Origin of the sequence: Flavobacterium quisquiliarum (assembly GCF_019308285.1) — a bacterium.
Lineage (GTDB): Bacteria > Bacteroidota > Bacteroidia > Flavobacteriales > Flavobacteriaceae > Flavobacterium > Flavobacterium quisquiliarum.
In genome coordinates, this window is sequence record NZ_WWEM01000031.1 from 139,381 (window position 1) to 159,935 (window position 20,555).

The 20,555-nt window shown below is 32.8% G+C and carries 23 protein-coding genes; 15 read left to right on the forward strand and 8 right to left on the reverse strand.

Annotation, left to right across the window (positions count from 1 at the left end):
- Nucleotide 1: 1 nt before the first annotated feature.
- Nucleotides 2-526 (forward strand): DUF6452 family protein, encoded by a 525-nt coding sequence (locus tag GSY47_RS12935; RefSeq protein ID WP_179007693.1) that lies wholly within the window; start codon nucleotides 2-4, stop codon nucleotides 524-526.
- Nucleotides 498-1,286 (forward strand): DUF6048 family protein, encoded by a 789-nt coding sequence (locus GSY47_RS12940; protein ID WP_179007691.1) that lies wholly within the window; start codon nucleotides 498-500, stop codon nucleotides 1,284-1,286. Before GSY47_RS12935 ends, GSY47_RS12940 begins: the two co-directional genes overlap by 29 nt.
- A gap of 164 nt (nucleotides 1,287-1,450) precedes the next feature.
- On the opposite strand, the gene GSY47_RS12945 is transcribed toward GSY47_RS12940, so the two are convergent.
- The 3 genes from GSY47_RS12945 to GSY47_RS12955 form a co-directional block, all read right to left on the reverse strand.
- Nucleotides 1,451-2,143: an aspartate/glutamate racemase family protein gene (locus GSY47_RS12945; RefSeq protein WP_179007689.1), complete on the reverse strand. Its 693-nt coding sequence runs from the start codon at nucleotides 2,141-2,143 to the stop codon at nucleotides 1,451-1,453.
- A 19-nt stretch (nucleotides 2,144-2,162) separates the two neighbouring features.
- Nucleotides 2,163-2,399 carry a hypothetical protein gene (locus GSY47_RS12950; protein ID WP_091491243.1) on the reverse strand — a complete coding sequence of 79 codons (237 nt, stop codon included), beginning with the start codon at nucleotides 2,397-2,399 and terminating at the stop codon, nucleotides 2,163-2,165.
- Nucleotides 2,400-2,570: 171 nt separating this feature from the next.
- Nucleotides 2,571-3,728 (reverse strand): THUMP domain-containing class I SAM-dependent RNA methyltransferase, encoded by a 1,158-nt coding sequence (locus GSY47_RS12955; protein WP_179007687.1) that lies wholly within the window; start codon nucleotides 3,726-3,728, stop codon nucleotides 2,571-2,573.
- A gap of 148 nt (nucleotides 3,729-3,876) precedes the next feature.
- Here GSY47_RS12955 and GSY47_RS12960 point away from each other — a divergent pair, with 148 nt between their 5' ends.
- Both GSY47_RS12960 and GSY47_RS12965 read left to right on the forward strand, forming a co-directional pair.
- Complete coding sequence (locus tag GSY47_RS12960) at nucleotides 3,877-4,641, forward strand: class I SAM-dependent methyltransferase (protein ID WP_179007685.1); 765 nt, start codon at nucleotides 3,877-3,879, stop codon at nucleotides 4,639-4,641.
- Nucleotides 4,642-4,704: 63 nt separating this feature from the next.
- Nucleotides 4,705-5,373 carry a ZIP family metal transporter gene (locus tag GSY47_RS12965; protein ID WP_179007683.1) on the forward strand — a complete coding sequence of 223 codons (669 nt, stop codon included), beginning with the start codon at nucleotides 4,705-4,707 and terminating at the stop codon, nucleotides 5,371-5,373.
- Between the two features lie 181 nt (nucleotides 5,374-5,554).
- On the opposite strand, the gene GSY47_RS12970 is transcribed toward GSY47_RS12965, so the two are convergent.
- From GSY47_RS12970 to GSY47_RS12980, 3 genes are all read right to left on the reverse strand, one after another.
- Nucleotides 5,555-7,939, reverse strand: a complete 2,385-nt coding sequence (locus tag GSY47_RS12970) for a TonB-dependent receptor domain-containing protein (protein WP_219071405.1) — start codon at nucleotides 7,937-7,939, stop codon at nucleotides 5,555-5,557.
- A 159-nt stretch (nucleotides 7,940-8,098) separates the two neighbouring features.
- Nucleotides 8,099-9,244, reverse strand: a complete 1,146-nt coding sequence (locus GSY47_RS12975; protein ID WP_179007679.1) for a helix-turn-helix domain-containing protein — start codon at nucleotides 9,242-9,244, stop codon at nucleotides 8,099-8,101.
- Nucleotides 9,245-9,316: 72 nt separating this feature from the next.
- Nucleotides 9,317-10,453 (reverse strand): helix-turn-helix domain-containing protein, encoded by a 1,137-nt coding sequence (locus GSY47_RS12980; protein WP_179007677.1) that lies wholly within the window; start codon nucleotides 10,451-10,453, stop codon nucleotides 9,317-9,319.
- Between the two features lie 169 nt (nucleotides 10,454-10,622).
- On the opposite strand from GSY47_RS12980, the gene murQ reads away from it, so the two are divergent.
- The 3 genes from murQ to GSY47_RS12995 all read left to right on the forward strand — a co-directional run bounded on the left by murQ (nucleotide 10,623) and on the right by GSY47_RS12995 (nucleotide 12,472).
- The gene (gene murQ / locus GSY47_RS12985; protein ID WP_179007675.1) at nucleotides 10,623-11,435 is read left to right on the forward strand and encodes an N-acetylmuramic acid 6-phosphate etherase; all 813 of its coding nucleotides are present in this window, start codon (nucleotides 10,623-10,625) and stop codon (nucleotides 11,433-11,435) included.
- Nucleotides 11,436-11,603: 168 nt separating this feature from the next.
- A complete protein-coding gene (locus tag GSY47_RS12990) occupies nucleotides 11,604-11,825 on the forward strand; it encodes a DUF6095 family protein (RefSeq protein ID WP_109192685.1) in 222 nt (73 codons plus the stop codon).
- A gap of 74 nt (nucleotides 11,826-11,899) precedes the next feature.
- The gene (locus GSY47_RS12995; protein WP_179007673.1) at nucleotides 11,900-12,472 is read left to right on the forward strand and encodes a pentapeptide repeat-containing protein; all 573 of its coding nucleotides are present in this window, start codon (nucleotides 11,900-11,902) and stop codon (nucleotides 12,470-12,472) included.
- A 67-nt stretch (nucleotides 12,473-12,539) separates the two neighbouring features.
- Here the strand turns inward: GSY47_RS12995 and GSY47_RS13000 are convergent, their stop codons facing one another.
- Complete coding sequence (locus GSY47_RS13000; protein ID WP_179007671.1) at nucleotides 12,540-13,343, reverse strand: DNA alkylation repair protein; 804 nt, start codon at nucleotides 13,341-13,343, stop codon at nucleotides 12,540-12,542.
- A 130-nt stretch (nucleotides 13,344-13,473) separates the two neighbouring features.
- Between GSY47_RS13000 and GSY47_RS13005 the strand changes: the two genes are divergently transcribed.
- The 7 genes from GSY47_RS13005 to GSY47_RS13035 all read left to right on the forward strand — a co-directional run bounded on the left by GSY47_RS13005 (nucleotide 13,474) and on the right by GSY47_RS13035 (nucleotide 19,436).
- Nucleotides 13,474-13,818 (forward strand): winged helix-turn-helix transcriptional regulator, encoded by a 345-nt coding sequence (locus tag GSY47_RS13005; RefSeq protein ID WP_179007669.1) that lies wholly within the window; start codon nucleotides 13,474-13,476, stop codon nucleotides 13,816-13,818.
- Nucleotides 13,819-13,835: 17 nt separating this feature from the next.
- Nucleotides 13,836-14,411 carry a DUF1572 family protein gene (locus GSY47_RS13010; RefSeq protein WP_179007667.1) on the forward strand — a complete coding sequence of 192 codons (576 nt, stop codon included), beginning with the start codon at nucleotides 13,836-13,838 and terminating at the stop codon, nucleotides 14,409-14,411.
- A 9-nt stretch (nucleotides 14,412-14,420) separates the two neighbouring features.
- Nucleotides 14,421-14,885, forward strand: a complete 465-nt coding sequence (locus GSY47_RS13015; RefSeq protein WP_179007665.1) for a hypothetical protein — start codon at nucleotides 14,421-14,423, stop codon at nucleotides 14,883-14,885.
- A 135-nt stretch (nucleotides 14,886-15,020) separates the two neighbouring features.
- Nucleotides 15,021-15,392 (forward strand): DNA topoisomerase IV, encoded by a 372-nt coding sequence (locus GSY47_RS13020; protein ID WP_179007663.1) that lies wholly within the window; start codon nucleotides 15,021-15,023, stop codon nucleotides 15,390-15,392.
- 227 nt (nucleotides 15,393-15,619) lie between these two features.
- Nucleotides 15,620-17,539 (forward strand): DUF294 nucleotidyltransferase-like domain-containing protein, encoded by a 1,920-nt coding sequence (locus GSY47_RS13025; protein WP_179007661.1) that lies wholly within the window; start codon nucleotides 15,620-15,622, stop codon nucleotides 17,537-17,539.
- A gap of 2 nt (nucleotides 17,540-17,541) precedes the next feature.
- A complete protein-coding gene (locus tag GSY47_RS13030) occupies nucleotides 17,542-18,177 on the forward strand; it encodes a 3'-5' exonuclease (protein WP_179007650.1) in 636 nt (211 codons plus the stop codon).
- 158 nt (nucleotides 18,178-18,335) lie between these two features.
- Entirely contained in the window at nucleotides 18,336-19,436 is a 1,101-nt protein-coding gene (locus tag GSY47_RS13035; protein WP_179007648.1) for a M57 family metalloprotease, read from the forward strand.
- A 61-nt stretch (nucleotides 19,437-19,497) separates the two neighbouring features.
- Here GSY47_RS13035 and GSY47_RS13040 read toward each other — a convergent pair whose 3' ends face one another.
- A complete protein-coding gene (locus GSY47_RS13040) occupies nucleotides 19,498-19,995 on the reverse strand; it encodes a hypothetical protein (protein ID WP_246611329.1) in 498 nt (165 codons plus the stop codon).
- Nucleotides 19,996-20,037: 42 nt separating this feature from the next.
- On the opposite strand from GSY47_RS13040, the gene GSY47_RS13045 reads away from it, so the two are divergent.
- Nucleotides 20,038-20,511 (forward strand): hypothetical protein, encoded by a 474-nt coding sequence (locus tag GSY47_RS13045; RefSeq protein ID WP_246611330.1) that lies wholly within the window; start codon nucleotides 20,038-20,040, stop codon nucleotides 20,509-20,511.
- Nucleotides 20,512-20,555 lie beyond the last annotated feature (44 nt).

Here is a 20,555-nt window from a genome sequence, read left to right on the forward strand (position 1 = left end):
GATGAAAAAACTCGTTTCAATTTTACTGCTCTTTACTTTTGGCTTATCCAGCTGCGAGAAAGATGATATATGCGATGCCAATACACCAACGACACCTAGAGTGGTTATTACATTTTATAAAGACATAGATCCTACCACCCCTGCTCCTGTTATTAATATGACAGTAAAAGGTCAAGACGAGGAAAACCCAATCATTTTTAATGAAAACGGAACAGACGGAACCGAATATCTAACCAGCGCTAGTACTGTTTCAGTTCCGTTAAGAACAGATTCTGATACCACGGTGTATGAGTTTACCTTTAACGCTAATGGCACAAATAGAAACACTGACATTTTAACATTTAAATATACTCGTAACAATATTTATGTTTCGAGAGCGTGTGGTTTCAAAACAAACTTCACTTTAGATCCTACAGGCGCGGTAGTTCGCACTGACTCTGATGGCCTTAACTGGATCCAAAATATTACTGTATTAAATCGAAACATTGTATCTGAAGATGAAACACACATTAACATCGTTTATTAGTTTTTGCTTTTTGCTCTCAATGTTTGGGGTACAGGCTCAAGAAAAACCTGCTATTAAACCAAAAACTGAAGGTACAAAACCAGAGATTCAGGAAATCAAAAAAGACAGCGTCATTAAAACTGACCGCTATGGACTTCGTGTTGGAGTTGACTTATATAAGCTAACCCGAGGTCTTTATGACAAAGATTATAAAGGTGTAGAATTTGTTGGAGACTGGAGACTAACTAAAAAATATTATTTAGCCGCAGAATTAGGTTATGAGAACAAAACAACAGATGATGACCGATTAAATACTTCTGCTGCTGGAAGTTATCTAAAAGCTGGATTCGATTATAATTTTTATGAAAACTGGCTTGACATGGAAAACCTTATCACGATTGGAATGCGTGGCGGTTTTAGTGCCTTCAGCCAAGATTTAAACAGTTATAAAATTTACAATCCTAATCCATATTGGGGTGAACAGCCTTCTGTAGTCGTAAATCAAAAATATAACGGACTTACCGCAAGCTGGCTGGAAGTAGTTATGGGATTAAAAGCTGAGGTTTTCGATAATGTATTTGTTGGTTTTGGCGTACAGTTAAAACTTTTGGCTACAAACAAAAAACCAAGTGGATTTGATAATCTTTATATACCTGGATTCAACAGAACTTATGATGGAAGTTTTGGAGTAGGATTCAATTACACCGTTTCTTATTTCATTCCGATTTACAAGAAAAAAATAATGGCTCCTGAAAAGAAAGCTGCTCCTAAAAAGAAATAGTTTTTTTTAGATACTGAGATTCTAAGATACTAAGGTTCTAAGATAAAAAAAAAAGCGAAAAATTCAACTTGAATTTTTCGCTTTTTTTTTATTGTTAAGGCATCATTACTTCTAAAAACTGTAAACTTAGAAACTTAGTATCTTAGAATCTTAGCAACTTAGAATTATGATAATTGAAAATCAATTGCTGCTTTTGTATGTATCAAAGTAGTATCAAAAATCGGGACTGCTAAATCTCCTTCTTTTATTACTAACGGAATCTCTGTACAACCTAGAATGATTCCTTCTGCGCCATTTTGAATCAATTTATTGGCAATTTTAAGATAACGCTTCTTTGTTTCTTCGGTTACAATTCCTCTACCTAATTCTTCAAAAATAGTCCAATGAACAAAATCTTTATCTTCTTCAGATTCTGGAATTAGGGCTTCAATTCCTTTTTGAGTCAATTTATTTTTAAAGAAATCTAATTCCATGGTGAATTTTGTTCCCAACAAACCAACTTTTTTGACTTCTTTTTTCTGAATAGCTTTGGCTGTTTCTTCAGCAATATGAATAACCGGAAGATCAATCGCTTTCTGAAGTTTATCGGCTATTAAATGCATCGTATTTGCACATAAAACAATCGCTTCTGCCCCACCCGATTTTAGAAATTCACAGCCTTTGAAAAGCATATTAAAAGTCGAATCCCAATCATTGGCGTCGTTATTCTTTTTGATATCGGCATAATTAAACGAGTAAATCAAACATTCGGAGAAATTCAATCCGCCGAGTTTTTCATTTATTCCTTTATTAATTAAAGTGTAATAATCTGATGTCGAAACCCAGCTGATCCCGCCGATAAGTCCAATTTTCCTCATAAATTATATTAGGTTTTAATTATCCTATTTCTTTGATTCCTTTTATAAAAATCCATTTCATAAACAGTTTCTCTCCGTCTTTAGTTCTTGCTGCTTGAAATTTCGGCCCAATTATAGTTCCAATTACAAAAGCAGTCAACGGAATCCAGATTCCAGTTAAACCAGTATAAGCGGCGATTAAAAATCGGAACGCTAAAAATAGGACTGCAAAACATCCTAATTGATATAAAAAAGCTCTTACTTGTAGTTTTGACATTTTTTTTAGAGTTGCTAAGATTCTGAGATACTAAGATGCTAAGTTTTTCTCCTTGCAACTTATATTCTTAGAAGCTTAATTGTTATTTTTTTTTAGAGATACTAAGATTTCTCAGCTTTCTACTAAAATTCTTAGCATCTTAGAATCTTAGAGACTTCGTATCTTAGAAACTTAGACTTGAAATTTCGTTCTCTTGCTTCCTTCGTACATTTCATATTTAACCAAACGTGCTTCTAAACTTGCGTTAAAAAGTTTGATTTTTCTTGAAGGTTTTAATCCCACAAATTTCAAGGCTTCAAGGTTTGCCGTAATAAACCAGGCATTTGTACCAGGATAATTTTTCTTTAAGGTATCGCCAATACTTGCGTAAAAACGTTCCATATGAATATCTAAACGCTCATCATACGGCGGATTGAAAACAATATGAAGTTTTCCTTCCGTTTCTTTTTCGCTATCAAAAAAATTATCTTCACGAATAGTCACATAATCTTCCAAATTGGCATTTCTAATATTATCTTTTGCTTTGCTTACTGCACTTGGTGCTTTATCAAAACCTTTTATAGTATAATGAAACTCTCTTGTTTTTTTCATTAAACTGTCAATGATTTTATCAAACAAATCATTGTCCCAGTCTTTCCATTTTTCAAAAGCAAATTCTTTTCTGTTGATGTTTGCCGGAATATTACACGCAATCATCGCAGCTTCTGCCAAGAAAGTTCCGGAACCGCACATTGGATCTAGAAAATGACTTTGTCCGTCCCATCCTGACAACAAAAGAATTCCTGCTGCCAAAACTTCATTAATTGGAGCAATATTGGTTGCCGTTCTGTAACCACGCTGATGAAGTGAAGCTCCAGAAGTATCTAAAGCTACAGAAACCTGATCTTTATCGATATGAATATTAATTCGTAAATCCGGATATTGTTTATCAATGCTTGGGCGTTGACCTGTTCTTTCTCTAAACTGATCTACAATAGCATCTTTACATTTTTGAGAAACAAATTCAGAATGATTGAAATAAGTAGAATGTACAGTGGTATCAATTACAAAAGTCTGATTGGCATTTAAATATTTAGACCAGTTTAAACCCGAAATTCCTTTGTATAAGGCCTGCTCATTGTTTGCTCTAAAAGAGTAAATGGGTTTTAAGATTTTAAGAGCCGTACGCAAAGATAAATTGGTTTTATACATAAAACCTTTATCTCCTTTAAAACTCACCATTCTCACACCTTTTTCAACATCCTGAGCTCCAAGTGTACGCAGTTCTTTTTCTAATATTTCTTCAAAGCCAAAAAAACATTTGGCAATCATTTTAAAATTTTCTTCCATCTTTTCTTTTAAATTAAAAAAAACTAAAATTTAAAAGATGCCAATCCAGCATCTTCACATAATGCAACAATGTATCGTCGCTAAATAGTTATTTTTCGGCAAAAATACACTAAATTTGCCGGACTTTAAATTAATTGAAATAGAATAAATGTCTGTAACGCATAACGAATCAATTCCGAATCAGGAAGGTGACAATCAAAACTGGTATTCTTCATGGTTTGATACGCCTTATTACCATATTCTTTACAAGGATCGTAATTATCGTGAAGCTCAGGTTTTCATGGACAATTTAACGCATTATCTAAACTTGCCTGAAAAAGCAAAAGTATTGGATTTGGCTTGCGGAAAAGGCCGTCATTCTATTTATTTAAATCAATTAGGTTTTGATGTTTTAGGTGCCGATTTGTCTGAAAACAGCATTGCCGAAGCCAGCAAAAACAGCAACGAAACCCTGCATTTTAAAGTGCACGACATGCGCCAGCCTTTTGAAGAAAAATTCGATGCCATTTTCAATTTGTTTACCAGCTTTGGTTATTTTGAAAACGACGATGACAACCTGACCACTTTAAAAGCAATTAAAGAAAGCCTTTCAGAATATGGTTTTGCCGTTATCGATTTTATGAACGTAGCAAACGTTATTGAAAATCTAGTTCCCGAAGAAACTAAAACAGTTGACGAAATTGATTTTCACATTAAAAGATATGTCGAAGACGGTCACATTTTTAAGCAAATTGATTTTGAAGACAAAGGCAGAAAATATCATTTTACAGAAAAAGTAAAAGCCTTAACTTTAAAAGATTTTCAGGATTTAATGGACGAAGCGGGAATTTATCTTCTCGACATTTTTGGAGATTACAAACTCAAAAAATTCCATAAAACTGAAAGCGAAAGATTAATCATGATTTTTAAGTAAATTAGTATCGCTTTTATATCATTAAAAAACAACCATTTACTTTTTAGATAGCAACTTAACTAAATGAATTATCTACTACCCTTACTTTCTGTACTTTTAGGATATAGTGTGGCTTTGTTTATTAAACCCAAAAGCAAAACCAATTTAAAATTACTGCTGGCTTTCAGTGGTTCTTTTTTATTGTCTTTAACTGTGATGCATTTACTTCCGGAAGTTTATGCTTCTCACAATCATAAAATAGGGATTTTTATCATGATCGGAATCTTATTTCAGATCATTTTAGAATTTTTCTCCAAAGGAGCAGAACACGGACACGTTCACGGGCATGCAAAAATGTCTCAGATTCCGTGGCTTCTTTTTATTAGTTTGTGTATTCATGCCTTTTTAGAAGGATTTCCGGTAAGTCATCATCATGATTTAGCCATCGGAATTGCGATTCATCATTTACCGATTGCGGTTATTTTAACGACATTTTTCATCAATGCCGATTTAAACAAAAAAGCCATTTTTGCATTCATGCTGGTTTTTGCCATCATGACACCTCTTGGTACAATTGCCTCCGAATATTTATCTTTTTTAAACGATTATTACACCGAAATCACAGCCATTGTAATTGGTATTTTATTCCATATATCCTCTACAATTATCTTTGAAAGCAGCGAAGGTCACAAATTCAATATTGCCAAAGTATCCATGATTGTTCTCGGAATTTTATTGGCTTACTTTTTATAATCTGGGCGTGCCCAAATTTACAAAAGGCGCTATTTAACAAACCGCTTATGTGCGCCTTTCGCAAATTCGGTCGGGCTATCCGCGCTACTTCGGTAGCTAGCTCCTATCCCTCACGCGAAAAAACGGATAAAAAAATACCTAACAGTCCCGAATCTTCAGGACTGTTAGGATAAATCATTATCTAATTCCCCGTTCTCTTCTTCTCATCCTGGTTTCCAAAAGCGCGTTCTTTCACGTTGATTTTAGTATTTCCAAAATTGTAAACTACAGTTAAACGAGCAAATCGGTTGCTTTCTTTTTGAGTGTAAACTTGTTTTACGCCATTTACAATCGAAACATCATTTTTCAAATAAGAAGTATAGAAAATATCATTTATCAAAAAGGAAATCTGCATTGCTTTATTCAACAAATCTTGTTTAAATCCAATGTTCAAACTCGACGTATAACCTGTATCATACAAGCCACTTTTATAAGGCGATGTATAATTAAAATCAAGCTGCAGTTTTGTTGTTTTACCTAATGAAAAGGAATTATTCGTTGAAAAATCCAGCTGAAGACCGTTTACAGGCGTTGCATTGATCTCTTTTATAAATTTAATGTCTGAACCTAAAAGATACAACGAATTTTCACTTTCCCACCAATCTGCGAAACTTACCGAATAAGTCTCTCCAATTCCGTAATTAAGACCTTTAAAATAATTCTCTCTCGAAATAATCTGTGTCATCGTTTCTGGATTTGAGGTAAATATTACGCCATAACCATCTGTAATTGCATTTAGGAAAATACTGGTTCTCAAGATTTTTTTATAGGAATGTGCTAATTCAAAATTATCACTAAAAGATGGTTTCAAGAACGGATTTCCCTCTGAATAACTATTACTGCTAATATAAACTCGAAACGGATTCAGCATAGAGAAACCAGGTCTGCGAATTCTCTTTCCATAATTGAAACTAAAACTATTGTTTTCATTTTTCTCATAAGAAGCAAAAAAGGTCGGAAACAACTTGAAATAATTATTGATAGTTTCTTGATTCAACGTTTCAGAAAAACCTTTTGTCTGTGTATTTTCTAAACGTAATCCCAATTGAAAATTCCATTTCTCATTGATTTTTTTATCTCCATTTATATAAACGGCCTGATTATTTTCTGTGTATCTAAATTGATTGGTTTGATTAGGATCTAATTCCGGAGTTCCTGTAATGGTATTGTAAAAAGCAACATCACTATTACTTTTTGTAAAACTCACTTTTGCTCCATAAGATAAATTCAATGCTTTAAGCGGATGTTCCATATCTGCCTTAAAACTCACGTTATCAATATTCTGACTCGAAAGATTTCTACCTGACTGATTTACATCAACAAAAGTTCCGTCTGCTTCATAATTATCGGCAATAAAATCTCTGTCAAATTTTGAATTATAACTAAAATAATCAGCATCAAAAGATAGTTTACGGTTTAAAGAATCGAGTTTTGTAATTAAATGCAAATTATAAGTCTGATTACCAGATTTCCTGTCTAAAAAGCTTTCATTAAGAATATAATTACTTAGTTCATTTTGAGCATTATAGTTATTAATTCGAATATTTGAATCGAAATCTGGATTGTTTTTATCTTTTAAAACCTGAAAACCAATTGTCGTTTTCTCTGAAAAATCATAATCTAAAGCCAATTTTCCAGATAGGTTTTCTTCATTAAATTTTGTTACAGCTTTCATTTTCGAAGGCCCTTCATCAAAATACATATCAAGCGTTTCTTCTAGATTTCTATAGCCTACTTTTCCATTAATGCTGGCCGATAATCGAAACTTATCTTTATTATAAAAGAAATTATTTCTTAAAGCATAAATTCCGTACTTATTTTGATCATATGAAGCCGTAGTGGTGTTTTTCCATGAATTGCGAGCTCCTTTTTTCATCACCACATTAATCAATCCTCCATCTCCTTCAGCTTCATATTTTGCAGATGGATTACTTATAATTTCAATATTTTTAATATCGCTTGCCGAAATAGATTTTAGGTAATTATTCAGTTCTTCACCCGTTAATTCCACCATTCTTCCATCAATCATAACTCTCGAAACTCCTTTTCCCAATATGTTGATGGCATTATTCTTTACTACAACTCCAGGCGCCGTATTTATCGCGCTTAAAGCATCGCCTCCAGCAGTTGTTGCATTATTTTCTGGATTATAAACCAATCGATCTATTTTTTGTTCGATTGTCTTTTTTCTAGACTGAATTACAACTTCTCCTAAATTTGTTGCCGTTTCAATCATAATAATTGTGCCTAAATCTATGTCTTTCTCAACAGTGATTTCTTTTCTGTAATCGGTAAATCCTAAAAGGGTTATTTCTATCAGGTACGAACCTTTTTTAAGATTCATTTCGAAAATCCCTTCTTTTTGAGTTGTCGTTCCATCAATAATTTTCCCTTCTGAATTTAAGATTGAGACATCTGCCCATTCTAAAGGAGTTTTTTCGCTGGCTATTTTTCCTTTTAACTTAAATGACTGTGCCAAACAAAATAAAGGCAATACTAAAAAGATTAAAAGAGTTACTTTTTTCATGATTTCTAATTTTTAAACTTGTTTCGATTAATTTGAAGCAAAGTTGCCTTAGAAATTTTCGGATTTCGACCGAGAAAAAAAAGTCGAACCATTTTCTGCTAAAGAAATTGGTTCGACTTTATTAGGTCTGAAGTTCGACTTTTTACAAAACCTTTATTTTCAAGTATTTCTATAAGCTGTCGGTGTTAAATTGGTATATTTTTTAAAATAAGTATTAAAAGACGATTTTGAATTAAAACCCACTTCGTATAAAATTTCTAAAATGGTCAAATCATTTTTTAAAGGATTTTTTAAGATACTCATGGCTTTTTGAATGCGATATTCATTCACAAAATCAAAAAAATGCTGATCAATATGATGATTAATCAAAATGGATAAATCCCGAACCGGAATATCAATTTGATTAGAAAGTTCCTGAATGGTAAGTGACGGATCGAGAAATGGCTCTTTCTCTATCATATATTTTTTTAGTAATGCTATTTGCCCATCAATAGCATCGCTATTATTATCTTTTATTTCGACAACATTTTCGTTATGCTTATGCAAAATATCTCTAGTCAACTGCAGTTTTGAATTGATACCTCTAAAAAGCTCTGGATGATTCAACGCATTTAAGACGAACCAGCAGGTCACTACTAAAGCCAAAAACTGCATAACAACATTAGCCCAAACCCATAATAAATTGAAATCTGTATATCGCAGACTATTTTTTGCCATTGATAAATAATACAAAGCAAAAACTACGGCTGCCAACTGAAACAACCATTTGAAAATAGAAGTTTTAGGATTCGCATAATTTTCCTGATAGAGTTCTCTATATTTCTTTAAAACAAAAAAAACCGCAATACTATAAATTACAATCTGAACACCTAACATTAACTGAAAACCGTACAATTCTGGCATTTGATTGCGATGTTCATAAAACTGTCCTTTTTCTACATCACTCAAAAGGTAGAGTCTTGTAGTAAATGCCACATTTGTAATAATAAATGGAATTGCATGAAGTAAATGTCTGGTTTTTAAGCGAAAATCCGTAAAACAAACTGATACGATATACAAATAGAAAACTGGAAGTGTCAAAGCGCAAGTAGTCCATCTGAAAAATTCCAAATTAAAATGAGATTTCACAAAATCATCACTAATAAAAATCCCAATATTATCAATTGCAAAAAACAGCAAATACAAAGCGAAAAGCCTGTTTGCCAACTTATTTTTGGTCGTTACAGTGAGTAAAAAGAATGCCAGTAATAACGAAACAAAAACTGAAATCCAGCTCATAACATTCAAAAGGCCGTCTATATTCATTATTCTTTCTATAGGTTATTCAACAAATATACTATTTTAGTCTTTCTTCGTATTTACAGAGACAAGACTTTATTAGGAAGCATTTCTGTAAGCTGTCGGAGTTAGATTGGTGTATTTTTTGAAAGAAGTATTAAAAGAAGATTTGGAGTTAAAGCCTACTTCGTATAGAATTTCCAAAACTGTAAACTCATTTTTAGACGGATCTTTTAAAATAGACATCGCTTTCTGAATACGATATTCATTCACAAAATCAAAAAAATGCTGCTTCATGTGATGGTTAATCAAAATAGACAAATCACGAACTGGTATATTAATTTGATTTCCTAATTCTTGTATCGTCAGTGAGGGATCCAGAAAAGGTTCTTTTTCGCTCATATATTTTTTCAATGAAACAATTTGAGTATTAATCAAATCATTCTGCACAATTACTGATTCTGATTTTTCCTCAACATCAGGCAGGATCTCTTTCGTCAATTTCAACTTAGAATTAACACCTCTAAAAAGTTCAGGATGATTTAACGCCTTCATGATAAACCAACAGGTTACAAATAAAGCAATACTGCCTACCAAGATATTAGCCCAAAGAAATATGTCTCTGAAACCGCTGTAGCGTATTATATTTTTTAGAGCCACAATAGAATGCGCTACCAGAAAAACACAAGTCATCTGAAAAAGCCATTTATAGGTTGCTATACTTGCATTGGTATAATTTTCCAGATAGATTTCTTTATATTTTTTTAAAATCAAAAATACACTTAGAATATAAAAGGCATATTGAAATTCAATTAAAACCTGAATAAAATAAATCTCAGACATTTGATTTAGAACACCCATAAAACTTCCATCGTTAATGCGCATGTAAATTCTCGGAATAAAAATTAAATTGACAACAACAAAAGGAAGTGCATGTAGTAAGTGTTTCCATTTTAACCTAAAATCAGAATAACAGACAGCCAATACATATAGATAAAATAAAGGCATCCCCAGCAAACAGAAAGTGGATCTGAAAATCTCTAGATTTCTGTGATCTTCGGTATACAAATACATAAAAAAACCACTGAGATCAATCGCCGAAGAGATAAAAAAGAAAGCAAAAAGTCTATTCGCTAACTTATTTTCGGTTTTTACAGTGAGTAAAAAAAAGGCAAGTAATAAAGAAACGAAAACCGAAATTCGAGCTATTCCCTGTAATAAATCTAATTTGTCCATTTATTTAGTTAAAATAATAAACAAATATAATATTTTAGTTGGTGTAACAATGATGCTTGAAAAGCGTCTTTAATAACAAAAAAACAAATAAAATGAAGATTATAAATCTTTGAACTTTGCGAGATTGAGATAAAATATATTAATTTTGGCGAGTCTAAATAATGATAAAATGACATTTACGAAAACTACGGAACAATCTTCAAAATATGAACATTTAGAAAAAATGTCTGTTCATGAATTGTTATCAAACATTAATCAAGAAGATAAAACTGTTCCTTATGCGGTGGAAAAAGCTTTGCCACAAATAGAAGCTTTAATTCCGCAGATCGTCTCTAAATTAAAATTAGGAGGCCGATTATTCTATATAGGTGCGGGAACTTCGGGCCGACTTGGTGTTGTTGACGCATCCGAATGTCCACCTACATTTGGTGTACCGTTTGATTTGGTAAATGGAATTATTGCTGGCGGTGATACAGCCATAAGACGTGCAGTAGAAAATGCAGAAGACAGTACAACAAATGCCTGGATTGATCTTCAAAATCATAATATTGACTCAAATGATGTCGTAATTGGAATTGCTGCTTCGGGAACAACTCCATATGTAATCAGCGGTTTAGAAGCTTGTAATCAAAATAATATTATTACGGGTTGTATTACTTGTAATGCTGGAAGTCCGTTGGCTTTAACGGCTCAATTTCCTATTGAAGTAGTCGTAGGTCCAGAATTCATTACAGGAAGTTCCCGAATGAAAGCTGGAACAGCTCAAAAATTAGTTTTGAATATGATTTCAACTGCAGCAATGATTCAGCTTGGAAAAGTAAGAGGAAACAAAATGGTCGATATGCAATTAAGCAATATTAAACTGGTCGATCGTGGCGTTAAAATGATTATGGATGAAATTCCCGTTTCTTACGAAGAAGCTTCTGAATTATTAAAAAAATACGGCAGTGTGAGAAATGCTGTTGATAATTATAAAAAATAATAGTTTTTTATCCATAAAGTTTGTCATTTCGAGGAACGAAAAATCACACTAGAAATTCTGCAAAGGATGTCTCCAATCTTTGTCGATTTACGAGTGTGATTTTTCGTTCCTCGAAATGACAAGATTGTGATAAACTTGAAACTAAAAAAACTTGAAACAAAATTCAAAATGGCAACAAATAAAGAATTACTACGAAAAGGAGTTAAATATCTAACGGGCGCTCTGCCTTTGATGTTTTTGGGGCCCTCAATGATTTATAATGCTTTTATGAATCAGCATACGAATTGGCATTATCTTGTTTTAGGAATTGGAATTGTGGCTTGCCTTGCTTCTATGTTTTTGATTTTTTTAGGATTGAAAATCATTATGAAAGGTATATTTAATGACTAAATAAGTCTTCTAAGTAAACCCGACAGGTTTTAAAAACCTGTCGGGTTTACTTAGAACTTTTAAACTAAAATAAAATGGAAAGTCTAATTCACATTCAGAAAACATTTGAGAAAGTCGTTTACATCGACAAAAAAATAAACAATCGGGAGTTTGAAGATTGTGTGTTTAAAAACTGTGATTTTTCCAACAGTAATTTTAGCTCTAATACTTTTTTAGACTGTGAGTTTATTGACTGTAATCTTTCAATGACAAGTTTAGCAGGAACGAGTTTAAAGAATGTAACTTTTAAAAACTGTAAGCTTCTGGGAATCGCTTTTAACGAATGTGACGATTTTTTATTTCAGGTTTATTTTGAAGACTGCACATTGGATTATGCCTTGTTTTCGAATAAAAAAATGCCCAAAACCAAGTTTATCAATTCATCAGTTAGAGAAGTTACTTTTATCGGAACAAACTTAACGAGTTCTGTTTTTGAGAATTGCAATCTTGATGGTGCTATTTTTAACGAAACACAATTGGCCGGAGTCAATTTCAAAACGGCTTACAATTATAAAATCGATCCCGAATTTAACCCGATGAAAAAAGCACAATTTTCTACAGAGGGAATTGTTGGGCTTTTGGATAAATATGATATTAAAATTGTATAGTTTTTCTTTAAGCCACGAATTCACGAATTATTTTTAGATAAAATTCGTGAATTCGTGGCTTAAAAACTTATTTCTCAATTGTTCGCAATGCTTTTTTAATAATATAAAGCGTTTCTTTTCTAGGACTTTCTTTTTTCCATTTTTCACATAGATCTTTTACAAAATCCGGTCTAGTTTTACTGGCATCATTAAGCCAGTTCCCTACACTATCCTGAACATATTTAGAAGGATCCGATTTTAAAGCATTTAAAATCTTTAAACCTAATTCCGGTTCTTTTTTCAATTGTCCAATATGTTCGCACCAAACTCCTCTTGGTCTTATTGATTCAGTTGCAAAACGTCTGATATTTTCATCTTCACTGGAAGTCCAACTTAATAATATTTCAAGGCTTTTCTCTAAATTCTTTATAATACTGGAGCGAATTGCCAGCCATGAAATTTCTCTGACACCAAAATGTTTGTCAGCTGACAGGAATTGAATTTGTTCTAAAATCTCTTCAATTGTTAGCGTATCTTTCTTCCCAATTGTATAAGCAGACCAGGATCTTACCAAATCCGATTTATGTCCTGAAATTATCGAAAGTATATCTGTATCCTTATTAAGGATTGATTCCGTTAATAATCCTGTTCCTATTGCTTCATTTATAGTATTTACTGTTTGCTTTTTCAAATTTCTTATATCTGTTAAAATAGGTTCCAGATATTCCATTCGATCAGACTCTTTCAAGACATTTTCCAGAAGCATAGCTTGATTTACCGCAAGCCATTCCACGAGATTTGCTGTCTCAATTTCGCCTTTATTGAGTTGTTCCAAAATAACTGCGGGAATATCTTTTATCGATCTTGCTCCTTTTCGTTTTTCTTCTTTCATTCTCTTTCAATTTGATTGGCCAAATCATTTATTCGACTCAAATTTTGATTATTTTTGTAAATATCGGAAAGCCTGATAACACTGGCAATACCGCATATTTTTATCCCATAGGGATATAAAAGTCAATTTTATGCAAACAAAGGCACGAAGTACTGAAAATAAAATTTGTCCATTAGAAATTGCTGTAAACACCATTAGCGGAAAATGGAAAATTCCTATTGTATGGCAGATTAATGAAGGTAAAAAAAGACCAAGCGAATTTTTAAAAGGCATTGCAAAAGTCGATCGACGGGTTTTAAACCAGCAATTAAGCGAAATGGTCGAAGATGGCATATTGATAAAACAATCTTATAATGAACTTCCGCCACGAGTTGAATATTCTCTCACCGAAACAGGAAAACAATTAGTAGAAATTCTTTGGAAACTAAATGATTGGGGGAAAATATTGATTTCTGAAAATAAAGTTGAGCTATAATCTAAAATCTTTGTACCATGAAAACGGATGAATCTTATTTAGAAAGTGTCAAAAAGCAATTTTTGTATTATAAAATGCTTGGAGAAAAAGCGATTGATCAGCTTGAGCCTTCACAGCTTTTTGTTTCGTTTAATGATGATACCAACAGCATTGCAACCATTATAAAACACATTTCTGGCAATATGCTATCGCGATGGACGAATTTCTTAACTTCTGACGGTGAAAAAGAATGGCGAAACCGCGATGCTGAATTCGAAAATTATTTACAATCTAAAGAAGAAGTTTTGGAAGTCTGGAACAAAGGCTGGGATTGCCTCGAAAATGCTTTAGAAAGTTTAAAACCCGAACAGCTTTCGGATATTATTTATATTCGAAATGAAGGTCATACGGTTATTGAAGCCATCAATCGACAATTGGCGCATTATCCTTATCATATCGGGCAGATTGTTTTTTATGCCAAACAATTAAAAAACAGCGAGTGGAACAGTTTATCGATTCCAAAGAATAAATCCGGAAATTATAATGCTGAAAAGTTTGCCAAAGAAAAAGAAATCAAGAACTTTACCGATGAGGAAATAAAAAGATTGAAATAATCCCCAAACATGAAATCAAAAGACAACGAAACGCATCATTTTCTGCCTAGTGGCGAATGGGAAGGATTTTATTGTTACTCTAATTCACCTTCACAACATAAAATGTCTATTGAATTAAGTTTTGCGAATTCAATTATTACGGGTTCCGGAATTGACGATGTGGACTCATTTCAATGGAACGGTTCTTATAATTTGGACCATTTTAAACTTAAAATGGTCAAAACCTATCCAACACATATCATTAATTATGCTGGAGACATAGACGAAAACGGTATTTGGGGGCTTTGGGATAATCCTGAAGACTTGAGTTTTTTTGCTGATTTTTCGCCAAACATTTTTCGACAAGCTCAAGCGATGACAAAAGGAGGTTTTCATATCTGGCCAAAAGCTTCAAAAAGCGAATCTAAAGAGGAAATGAGAGAAGAAGTGAAAGAATCCAAAAAACTCAAAGAATTTTATATTCAAAAAGTCTAAATTATAATACAAGTGTTTCTTGTTATCCTAATGCCCTAGCCCCGATTGCAATGGAAATCCTTTTTATTTTTTCTTTAAAAATAAAAAGATTGAAATGGAAAGCGGGATTAGCTCCTAAAAAACAACTTAATTAAAATGAAAAAAATACTATTCTTATTTCCTGTTCTAACTTTAGTTTCATGCTATAATACAGAACACAACTGCAAAGATTTTAAAACCGGAAAATTCAAATTTGAAACGGAAGTAAACGGCGTTAAAAAAACGACTTATTTTGAACGCAAAGACGATATCGAAATCGAAACTTTTGAAGGAAAAACAGACACAGCAACCATTCGTTGGGTAAGTGACTGCGAATATGTGCTACAGAAAATGCATCCAAAAAATATGGCAGAGGAAAAAGCCATCAGCATGAAGATTTTAAACACTTCTAAAGATTCTTATACTTTTGAATTTGGCTTGGTTGGTTCTGAAGAAAAGCAACGCGGCACTGTTCATAGAGTTGACTAATTCTTGATTTTATAAAAATTTAAAGCTCCATTTTACGGAGCTTTAAATTTTTAATGATTGAAACACTTTATGGAGTTACTTGCGGAGATCCCTCGTTCCTTGGGATGACAAACTGTAAGATTAAACCTTTGTCACTTTGTATCTCTGTCCCTTTGCCACTCAAAAAACAAACGTGTTTCTTTTACATTTCTATTTTAAATAGTACTTTAGGACTTTAATCTAGCCACATGAAAAATACCATTTCGCAGAGAGTTGCTGACTTTTTAAAAGGATATCCGCCGTTTAATTTTTTGCATCAGAAAGATTTAGAAAAACTGTCTGAACAGATTTCAATTATATATAAAGAAAAAGATTCGGTAATTTTTGCTGAAAACGACAAAACCCACGATTCGTTTTATGTGGTACATAAAGGTGCTGTTGCCCTGAAAAAAAGTACTAAAAATACCGTTCTGGATATGTGTGATGAAGGCGATATTTTTGGGCTTCGTCCGCTTTTGGCGCAGGAAAATTATATTATGGAAGCGGTAGCGCATGAAGAAAGTATTTTGTATGCGATTCCGATTGCCGTTTTTAAACCTTACGCTCTTGAAAACCGAAATGTTGGCAATTTCCTGATTGAAAGTTATGCTTCTAATACGCGAAATCCGTATTCAGATATTCATAAAGACAAATTATATGGTGATGATCTGTTGAATGAAAATCTGCATTCTAACAATCATTCCTTTGATTTAACGCCGATAAAATATTCTAAAAAAATCGTAACCTGCAGTCCTTCAACAACAGTTAAGGAAATTGCTAAGATTATGAGTAAAAAGAAAGTCGGAGCGATTTTAATTGTAGATGAAATGCTTCCAATTGGTATTTTAACCGATAAAGATCTTCGAAACAAAATTGTTACCGGAGATTTTCCAATTACAACAACTGCCGAAACGATAATGACAAAACCTGTTATTACGTATCCTAAAAAAATGACGGTTACCGAGGCTCAAATGGCGATGATGAAAAGTAATATCAGTCATTTATGTTTAACGAAAGATGGAACGGTAAATACCAAAGCAGTCGGAATTTTATCGAAACATGACGTTATGGTGGCGCTTGGAAATAATCCTGCTGTTTTGATAAAGGCCCTAAAACGCACTAAAAAAATCAAGGAAATAAAACCGATTCGCAATCAAATCATGCAGTTGCTTCAGGGGTATCTGGATCAGAATATTCCAATGACTTTGATTACCAAAATCATTACCGAATTGAATGAAGCCTGTACAACTCGTGTTATCGAAATTTGTATCGAAAAAATGAGCAGTCCGCCTCCTGTAAAATTTGCCTGGCTGGCACTTGGAAGTCAGGGACGTGGTGAACAAATGCTTCACACCGATCAGGATAATGCTATTGTATACGAAAATGTAAACGAAGTTTTTAGGGATGAAACCAGAATCTATTTCCTAAAATTTGCCGGACTTGTGAATAAAGGTCTTTTCGAAATTGGCTACGATTACTGCCCTGCCGATATGATGGCATCAAGTCCTAAATGGTGTATGAGCCTTGACGACTGGAAAGCTCAGGTACATCATTGGATCACCAATCCTGGTAAAAATGAAGTTTTACTTTCGTTCATTTTCTTTGATTACAGCAAAACGTATGGTGATGCTGAAATCGTTAACGAATTATCTGATTCTATTTTTGAAAACGTAAAAGCGAATCCTATTTTTTATATGCATTTGGTGAGCGGTGCTTTGCAAAGCCCATCGCCTACTGGTTTCTTCAGACAATTTTTGGTGGAACAAGACGGTGCTAACAAAGACAACTTTGACATTAAACGAAGAGCTTTAATGCCTTTAACCGACGCCGCACGTCTTTTAATTTTATCTCATTCGGTAAAAGGAATAAGTAATACGGCAGAACGTTTTGAAAAATTGGCTGAACTGGAACCTAATAACAGAGAATTGTATTTATCCTGCTCATATTCGTTTAAAGCTTTATTGAAATTTAGAACCAAACAAGGATTATTACATCATGATTCCGGACAATTCATCGAATTGGAATCTTTGACGAAAATGGAAAAAATTAAACTGAAACGTACTTTTAAAACCATTAAAGAGCTTCAGGAATTAATCTCGGTACGCTTTAATATCTCAAATCTGGTATAATAATGAGTTTATTCAATTTTTGGAAAAAGGAAGAAAACAATCTGTTTGATGAAAACATCACGATTGAAGAAACTCGTTTTGTGGTTTTAGATACCGAAACGACAGGATTTGATTATGATAATGACCGAATGTTATGCATTGGCGCATTAGTTCTTCAAAACGGAATTATTAATGTTCAGAATAGCTTTGAAGTCTATCTTGAACAAGAACATTATGACAAAACTACAGCACAAATTCATGGTATTTTAAAAGATCTGCTGGTAAAACGTCCCACAGAACTCGAAGCTTTACAACAGTTTTTAGAGTTTCTGGGAGATTCGATAATTATTGCACATCATACTATCTTTGATGTTACCATGATTAATAAAGCTTTGGAAAGAAACGGACTTCCTCAATTAACCAATAAAACTTTAGACACCGCTTATTTATATAAAAAGACTTTAATTCAGTCACATTTATTTGAACGTAAAGATCATTACACTTTAGATGATTTAGCTGATAAATTTGATATTTCAAAAAAAGACAGACATACTGCTCTGGGCGATGCTTACATTACAGCGATTGCTTTTCTTAAGATTGTTAAAAAACTGAAAGAGAAGAAAGCAACTAATCTAAATCAGCTGTTTAAACCACTTTAAGATTTTTTTAGGAATCTTAACTTTACATTCACAACCTTATTTTAATAACTTAATAATACAAAACTTACAGTTTAATATCAATTATAAAAAGTTTACATAAAACACATGTCGTATTTGTCGTATAAATTTGATTAAATAAATCACAAAAAAAAAACAATATGAAAGTAAACTTTTTAAAATCGATTACAATTCTTAGTCTTACCTCAGTAATGTTTATTAGCTGTCAGGAAGATGATTCTAATTTATCAGGTAAAACAGCTACAGAAAACTATAATTCTGTAAACGAAAATGATCCTTATGTGCAAAAAATACTTGCTATGGGGTTCAATATAAAGAATATTAAAGAATTGAAAGATTTCTATCTTGTAGAAAGTGACATCATGTTTCCAAAGGATGGCAATATTTCGGGAACCGCAGAAAAATCAGCTCAGGCACATGCGAATTCTTTAGTATCAATGGAAAATATAACTACAATAAAAGTTGCCTTTCACAATTCTCTGCCAATTTCAGGAAATGATAATTGGAGAGATGCTATAGCTGCAGCAATGAATGACTGGAATTCCATAACCGGCAGCAGGGTAAATTTCATCATGTCCGATATTAATAATTATGATATTATAATTGGAGCGGATCAGGATATTTTGTCAAATGGTGTGCCTGCATCTGCATATCTTCCTGCACTTGGAAAACCAGGGTATCAAATTATCATTAATCTTGACGCTGCTGATAATAGAGTATTCTCTGAAAGTGAAAAGAAACATATCATAAAACATGAACTTGGTCATACTATTGGTTTCTGTCATACTAATGGTCCTTTAAGAGGAGAACATACAGATGCCGGCGGTTTTAATACAATACTTTATACACCTAATGGCTTTGGATCTAATCAGGATCCAGACTCTGTTATGAATACTGCTACACCTTTGTCTTTTATTTTTTCAAATTATGATTTATATGCAGTAAGATATCTATATCCTGAAATATACTCTATGAATGAAATGATTTCTTATCCTTTAGAAAATGCATCAATTTATGGTTCAGGTGGTTTCGATATATTCTGGAGAGCGTCATTTATTTTAAACCAAGACATTAAAATGGAAGTCTTTTTAGAAAATGTTCTGGTTCATAGCAGCATCCAAAAAAATGATGGCAATGCTTATATTGGAAATTATGGAGACGGACAATACAAAATTAAAATATCTTCCCCTTCAAACTCAAGTAGTTTTGATATAGTAACGTTTTATTATGTAAATGATTAACAAACATCCTGTATTAAAAGAAAAAACGCCGAAAAGTATATTTTTCGGCGTTTTTCTATTTCTAATCTATAAACATACGATATGGATATACATTTGAGGATTTGCTTTTAAGGTTTTTCAAAAAGCTTTCACATAAATAATTCCACTCGGAATCCGAAAGTAGTTTTCTTTCTTCTGGATTAGTTTTTATGTAAACATCGACTGTGCGACTGAAACCAGCTTTTACTGAAATCTCTTTTCGGGTTCCCTTTTCTATTTTAATATCTTCTATCGTTGTTTTAAAATGGTTAAATCCAAAGGCTTTGATATCGGCAAAGGTTACAATTCTGCCGCGGGTTAATAAGGCATTTCTATACGCGAGGATTCTGTCTTTATTTGTCTGTTTATTTACACCGCCAACTGTGTTGGTCATTAGGGTTACGTCTTTACTTATAAAAAAGGTGTCTTTGCATTCTAACATTGTACCTGCCTTTATATCATTTCCTTCTTCGGCACAGGTCGACCAATAGTTTATGGCAAAGTTTTTTCCATCAGATCCATCATTTTTGGGTTTAATCATTAAATAAGGATCATTAGTTTTAGAAAAATCCTTTTCCTTGGCTTGTTGCTGAACAGAAGCCAGCAGTTGGTTGATTTCGTTGGAGCTGATTATGTTGTAAACGCTTTTAATAATAACGAAATTCCAACTTCAAATTCCCTAGCGGAAATCATGGGAAATTATTTTAGGCCTGAATTTCTAGGACGTTTAACAGAAATTGTTCCTTTTGCTCCTATCAATAAAGAGAATGCCTTAAAAATCTTCGAAATACATCTTAAAAAAGAGTTTACCGATTTATTGAAAAACATCAATATTTCGGTCACTATACCGATAGAAGCTAAACTTTATCTTGCCGAAAATGGGTTTAATTCAAAATATGGAGCCAGGCCAATAAAAAGCATTATAAGAAGCCATTTGAGAAGACCTCTTGCTAAAAAAATAATTTCTGGAGAAGTGCAAAACGGTGATTCCATTTCTGTTCTTATTGAAAATAATGAGGTAAAATGGATTAAGGAAGAAACAATTTTCTCCACTTAATTATATTAAGCATAAAAAAACGCTAAGAACCTAATCTTAGCGTT

Excerpts from the sequence above, each read along its gene's own strand:
- GSY47_RS12935 (WP_179007693.1), top strand. The coding sequence starts at position 2 with ATGAAAAAACTCGTTTCAATTTTACTGCTCTTTACTTTTGGCTTATCC.
- GSY47_RS12940 (WP_179007691.1), top strand. The coding sequence starts at position 498 with ATGAAACACACATTAACATCGTTTATTAGTTTTTGCTTTTTGCTCTCA.
- GSY47_RS12945 (WP_179007689.1), bottom strand. The coding sequence starts at position 2,143 with ATGAGGAAAATTGGACTTATCGGCGGGATCAGCTGGGTTTCGACATCA.
- GSY47_RS12950 (WP_091491243.1), bottom strand. The coding sequence starts at position 2,399 with ATGTCAAAACTACAAGTAAGAGCTTTTTTATATCAATTAGGATGTTTT.
- GSY47_RS12955 (WP_179007687.1), bottom strand. The coding sequence starts at position 3,728 with ATGGAAGAAAATTTTAAAATGATTGCCAAATGTTTTTTTGGCTTTGAA.
- GSY47_RS12960 (WP_179007685.1), top strand. The coding sequence starts at position 3,877 with ATGTCTGTAACGCATAACGAATCAATTCCGAATCAGGAAGGTGACAAT.
- GSY47_RS12965 (WP_179007683.1), top strand. The coding sequence starts at position 4,705 with ATGAATTATCTACTACCCTTACTTTCTGTACTTTTAGGATATAGTGTG.
- GSY47_RS12970 (WP_219071405.1), bottom strand. The coding sequence starts at position 7,939 with ATGAAAAAAGTAACTCTTTTAATCTTTTTAGTATTGCCTTTATTTTGT.
- GSY47_RS12975 (WP_179007679.1), bottom strand. The coding sequence starts at position 9,244 with ATGAATATAGACGGCCTTTTGAATGTTATGAGCTGGATTTCAGTTTTT.
- GSY47_RS12980 (WP_179007677.1), bottom strand. The coding sequence starts at position 10,453 with ATGGACAAATTAGATTTATTACAGGGAATAGCTCGAATTTCGGTTTTC.
- murQ (WP_179007675.1), top strand. The coding sequence starts at position 10,623 with ATGACATTTACGAAAACTACGGAACAATCTTCAAAATATGAACATTTA.
- GSY47_RS12990 (WP_109192685.1), top strand. The coding sequence starts at position 11,604 with ATGGCAACAAATAAAGAATTACTACGAAAAGGAGTTAAATATCTAACG.
- GSY47_RS12995 (WP_179007673.1), top strand. The coding sequence starts at position 11,900 with ATGGAAAGTCTAATTCACATTCAGAAAACATTTGAGAAAGTCGTTTAC.
- GSY47_RS13000 (WP_179007671.1), bottom strand. The coding sequence starts at position 13,343 with ATGAAAGAAGAAAAACGAAAAGGAGCAAGATCGATAAAAGATATTCCC.
- GSY47_RS13005 (WP_179007669.1), top strand. The coding sequence starts at position 13,474 with ATGCAAACAAAGGCACGAAGTACTGAAAATAAAATTTGTCCATTAGAA.
- GSY47_RS13010 (WP_179007667.1), top strand. The coding sequence starts at position 13,836 with ATGAAAACGGATGAATCTTATTTAGAAAGTGTCAAAAAGCAATTTTTG.
- GSY47_RS13015 (WP_179007665.1), top strand. The coding sequence starts at position 14,421 with ATGAAATCAAAAGACAACGAAACGCATCATTTTCTGCCTAGTGGCGAA.
- GSY47_RS13020 (WP_179007663.1), top strand. The coding sequence starts at position 15,021 with ATGAAAAAAATACTATTCTTATTTCCTGTTCTAACTTTAGTTTCATGC.
- GSY47_RS13025 (WP_179007661.1), top strand. The coding sequence starts at position 15,620 with ATGAAAAATACCATTTCGCAGAGAGTTGCTGACTTTTTAAAAGGATAT.
- GSY47_RS13030 (WP_179007650.1), top strand. The coding sequence starts at position 17,542 with ATGAGTTTATTCAATTTTTGGAAAAAGGAAGAAAACAATCTGTTTGAT.
- GSY47_RS13035 (WP_179007648.1), top strand. The coding sequence starts at position 18,336 with ATGAAAGTAAACTTTTTAAAATCGATTACAATTCTTAGTCTTACCTCA.
- GSY47_RS13040 (WP_246611329.1), bottom strand. The coding sequence starts at position 19,995 with ATGATTAAACCCAAAAATGATGGATCTGATGGAAAAAACTTTGCCATA.